This window comes from Intrasporangium sp., from assembly GCF_032907665.1.
Taxonomy (GTDB): domain Bacteria; phylum Actinomycetota; class Actinomycetes; order Actinomycetales; family Dermatophilaceae; genus Intrasporangium.
Map to the genome: position 1 here is coordinate 1 of NZ_JAJJPG010000223.1, position 3,645 is coordinate 3,645.

General features: G+C 70.3%; 4 protein-coding genes. 2 read left to right on the plus strand and 2 right to left on the minus strand.

Annotated features, from left to right (window positions below; genetic code table 11):
* Window positions 1-57 precede the first annotated feature (57 nt).
* Window positions 58-1,413: a hypothetical protein gene (locus LOY02_RS18515; protein ID WP_317183841.1), complete on the minus strand. Its 1,356-nt coding sequence runs from the start codon at window positions 1,411-1,413 to the stop codon at window positions 58-60.
* A 105-nt stretch (window positions 1,414-1,518) separates the two neighbouring features.
* Between LOY02_RS18515 and LOY02_RS18520 the strand changes: the two genes are divergently transcribed.
* A complete protein-coding gene (locus tag LOY02_RS18520) occupies window positions 1,519-2,184 on the plus strand; it encodes a TetR/AcrR family transcriptional regulator (protein ID WP_317183842.1) in 666 nt (221 codons plus the stop codon).
* A gap of 12 nt (window positions 2,185-2,196) precedes the next feature.
* On the plus strand, window positions 2,197-2,808 hold the full coding sequence (locus tag LOY02_RS18525) for an O-methyltransferase (protein ID WP_317183843.1): 612 nt from the start codon (window positions 2,197-2,199) through the stop codon (window positions 2,806-2,808).
* A gap of 167 nt (window positions 2,809-2,975) precedes the next feature.
* Here LOY02_RS18525 and LOY02_RS18530 read toward each other — a convergent pair whose 3' ends face one another.
* Window positions 2,976-3,320, minus strand: a complete 345-nt coding sequence (locus LOY02_RS18530; RefSeq protein ID WP_317183844.1) for a hypothetical protein — start codon at window positions 3,318-3,320, stop codon at window positions 2,976-2,978.
* Between the last annotated feature and the right edge of the window lie 325 nt (window positions 3,321-3,645).

Below are 3,645 nucleotides of genomic sequence, written 5' to 3' on the forward strand. Positions count from 1 at the left end.
GCAGGTGCGGCACGAGCGATCGTCCGGCGACGCCGCTGGCGCCGAGCACGAGGATCCTCATGGGGTCACCTCCTGCGGTGCTGTGGCGACGTGCACGTCGAGGGTCACCTCGGGGTGGTCGTTCGGGGGCCCGTCGAGCAGTGGGATGTCCGCGCCGTCGAGGTACTTCTGGAAGAAGCTGAGGGCGTAGTCGTTGATCACGGCGTGGGCGTAGCTGCCGTCCTTCGGGCCAGTCATGCCGAGCCAGCCGAGGGCCGGCGACCACAGCGGCGCGTCGGTGAAGTCGAGGTGCGAGATGTCGGGGATCTGGACGAAGTACCCGGGGGCGTTGAGCCGTTCGAAGGTGGCGCGCATCGTGGAGTGGTGGGCCTGGATCTCGTCTTCGCTCCACCCGCCGGCCCGCTCGCGTTCGAGGCGCATGGCCTCCGGGGGTCGGGTGAGCCACATGCACGGGACGTCGAGACTGGATCGGCTCGTCCGCACGGGCACTGGCGCATCGAGCATCAGCGCGGCCTTGATCCGGGGCTCCTCGCGGACGGCCTCGCCGACGACGAGCCCGCCGAGGGAGACCCCGGCGACACCGACCCGATCCAGGTCCAGCCGTCCGGCGACGGGGACCGCGTCCGGGCGTGGGCGCGGGCTTGCGCTGCGGGTGGGATGGCTCGGACTGGGGGTGGGGTGGCTGGGGCTGGGCGCGCGGTTGAGCCGCTCGAGCTGGTCGAGGGCGAAGCTGACGTCGGCACTCAGGAACGGGACGACCCCGTGGTCCAGGGGGACGCCGTCGAGCTCGGGGGGCGTGGCTGCCGGCAGGTAGCTCTGTCGCACCAGCGGCCGGACCTGCTCGATCGAGCTCAGGCGCGCAACCCGCCCGTCGGGAAAGGCGACCGCTGCCGCCGTGTAGGGCTGGTCGAGGCCGACGACCACGTAACCGTGCGAGGCCAGCTCCTCCGCCAGGAACGTCGTCGCCTGCCGGAACCCGCCGAGGCCGCTGAGCAGCAGCACCACCGGGAACCGGTGCCCGCCAGCGGCGACAGTGGCGCCCTGGACCGCGTTGGTCGTGATGCCGCCCAGGTGTCGCAAGGTGACCTGCGGCATGCCGAACAGGCCGGCGAGGGCCGGGACGACCGCGTCCGGTTCGGCCAGGTACGACGTCGGCTGCGCGGCGGACGGCTCGGCCGGATACCAGAACTGCGCCACCACCTCGCGATGGTGTTGCCCCGCGGCGGGGCCGAGTATCTCGGCCCGGGCGGGGTCGACCCAGTGCTGGGTCACCGTCCCGATCGCATACGGCCCGCTCGGGGCGGGGAACCGGAACTGCGGCAGCACCACCGACTTCCCCACCCCGAGCAGCACCGCACACGCCCCCGTCGCCACTCCGGCCACAGCGAGCCACGTCCTCGTCGATCCCTTCACACCATCTCCTGTCGCAGGGCTGTCGCGTTGGAGAGGCTAGAGCGCCTCGGTAGCCTAAAGCAACATGAATTGCGTTTAAGCTCTGGACGGCGCCACAATGGCCCCATGGACACCAGCCCCGGCGACCACCCACACCCGCCGATGACCGCAGCCGACGACGCCGCCGGCCCCACCGGTCTGGGCGGGGCCTCGGGCCGCGGGCCCCGCCGACGGCCAGGTGGCCGCAGCGCCAAGGTGCGCCGGGCCGTCCTCGATGCCACCTTCGAGCTGGCCAAGCGAGAAGGCCTCGCAGGGTTCAGCATCACCGACGTCGCGCAGCGTGCCGACGTGCATCCCAGCTCGATCTACCGCCGGTGGGGCAGCCGCGATCGTCTGCTCGTCGATGCGCTCCTGTCCGGCGTGGGCAACCTCGCCCCGATCCCCGACACCGGGACCCTGCAGGGCGACCTGCGAGCCTACCTTCGGGCCAGCGCCGCGGTCATGCGTGAGCCGGAGGGCGCGCTCCTGCTCCGACTGGCCGTCACCATGGACGAGACGAGCGAACTGCGCGCGGTGCGCGACGACTACTGGACCAGAGCCCTCCAGAATGCGTCCAGCATGTTCGAACGCGCCATCCGCCGCGCCGAGCTGCCACCGGACGTCGACGTCCGCCGAGCTGTCGAGCACCTCGTCGCCCCGCTCTACCTGCGCACTCTGGTGACCGGAGGAGAGCTCGGCGACGACTTCCTGGACAGCGTGATCCACACGACCCTGCACGGCCTGAAGGCATGATGGGCCGCGCTCATGACCGACCAGGAGTGCCTGATGTTCCATCAGATTCCACCGAAAGTCCTTGCCCGAATGGCCGCGCTCGAGGAGCGCGATGCCCATGATCGCCAGGACGGGACCCCCCGTCTCGCGCGCCTCCGCCAGATCCCTCCCGAGACCGGGCGGTTCATTGCGCTGTGGGCGGCGGCCGCCCCTGATGGTCTGATGGTGGAGGTGGGCACCAGCGCGGGGTATTCGACGCTGTGGCTCGCCCTCGCGGCGCGGGCTACCGGAAGGCGGGTGACGACCTTCGAGGTGCTACCGGAGAAGGCCGAGATGGCCCGCGAGACGTTCTCGCTCGCGGGCGTCGACGACGTTGTGCATCTCGTCGAAGGGGACTTCCTCGACCATGTTGACGAGCGCGGTGAGGTGGGGTTCTGCTTCCTCGACGCCGAGAAGGAGGTGTATGGCACGTGCTATGACGCGGTTGTCCCCAAACTCGTCTCGGGCGGAATCCTCGTCGCGGACAACGCGATCAACCACCGGCAGACCCTCCAGCCAATGCTCGACGCGGCGCTGGCCGACGAGCGTGTCGATGCCATGATCGTGGCCATCGGGAAGGGCGAGCTCGTCTGCCGGAGGCTGTAGCCGGTCCCGAGGTCGTCCGAGGCCGTGCGGCGCCGTCCGCGAGCCTGTTGGAGCACATGGCGGCCCCTCCGTGGCAACCGGCCCCTCCGTGGCGACCCGTCCCGGTCAGGGACGGGGGCGGTGCGGCTTGCCGGCGCCGTGCGACTCGTGGCCTCGATCGGCCCGGCCTACCCAGACGCTGACTCGGTTGTCGAGGCAAGCAGCCGTCGCGCTCGACGACCCAGGTCGCCGAGGTCCACCCGCCCCGCATCGGCTGCAGCGGCAAGTCGCGCGGCAAGGTCCAACGCTTTGTCGACATCGGGCCCGGCGGCCGCGGCCTCCTGCCCCATGTCACGAAGGATGGTGCCCTCGGTCCTTGATGCGATCAATGGCTCCGTCACCCCGTCGATCCAGACCCGGGTGCGGCGGCCATCACCGCGTTCCTCGCCGGTGATTCGCTCGAGCGCGAAGATGCGGTCCGCGCGCGCGAACTTGCCGAAGCCGAGAGCGACCATACGCGAGTCCGATGCCACACAAACATCTTGGCACCAACCCCTGGTCCAGCACGTGCGTCGACACCTCGAGGTCGAACTGACCGCCGTGGCGCTTCCACCGCGCTCCGGCGAGGGCCCCAGGAAACGAGAGGCCGCAAAGAATGGGCGCACCGAACGGCTTGCAATCTGGAGTTAGGTACGGGTTTACCGTGGTCGGCATGGACACCTTACTGACCACCGACGCCTGCACGATGCCCACCGCAGAGCGACCCCTGCGCCTTGCGGAATTCGACGACCTGTTCGCCACGGCCGTCCGCTCCGTCGAGCGCAGAGGAGACGATGTCCGGATCCACCTGACGGGACC

Coding starts and splice junctions, on each gene's coding strand:
- LOY02_RS18520 (WP_317183842.1), top strand. CDS start 1,519: ATGGACACCAGCCCCGGCGACCACCCACACCCGCCGATGACCGCAGCC.
- LOY02_RS18525 (WP_317183843.1), top strand. CDS start 2,197: ATGACCGACCAGGAGTGCCTGATGTTCCATCAGATTCCACCGAAAGTC.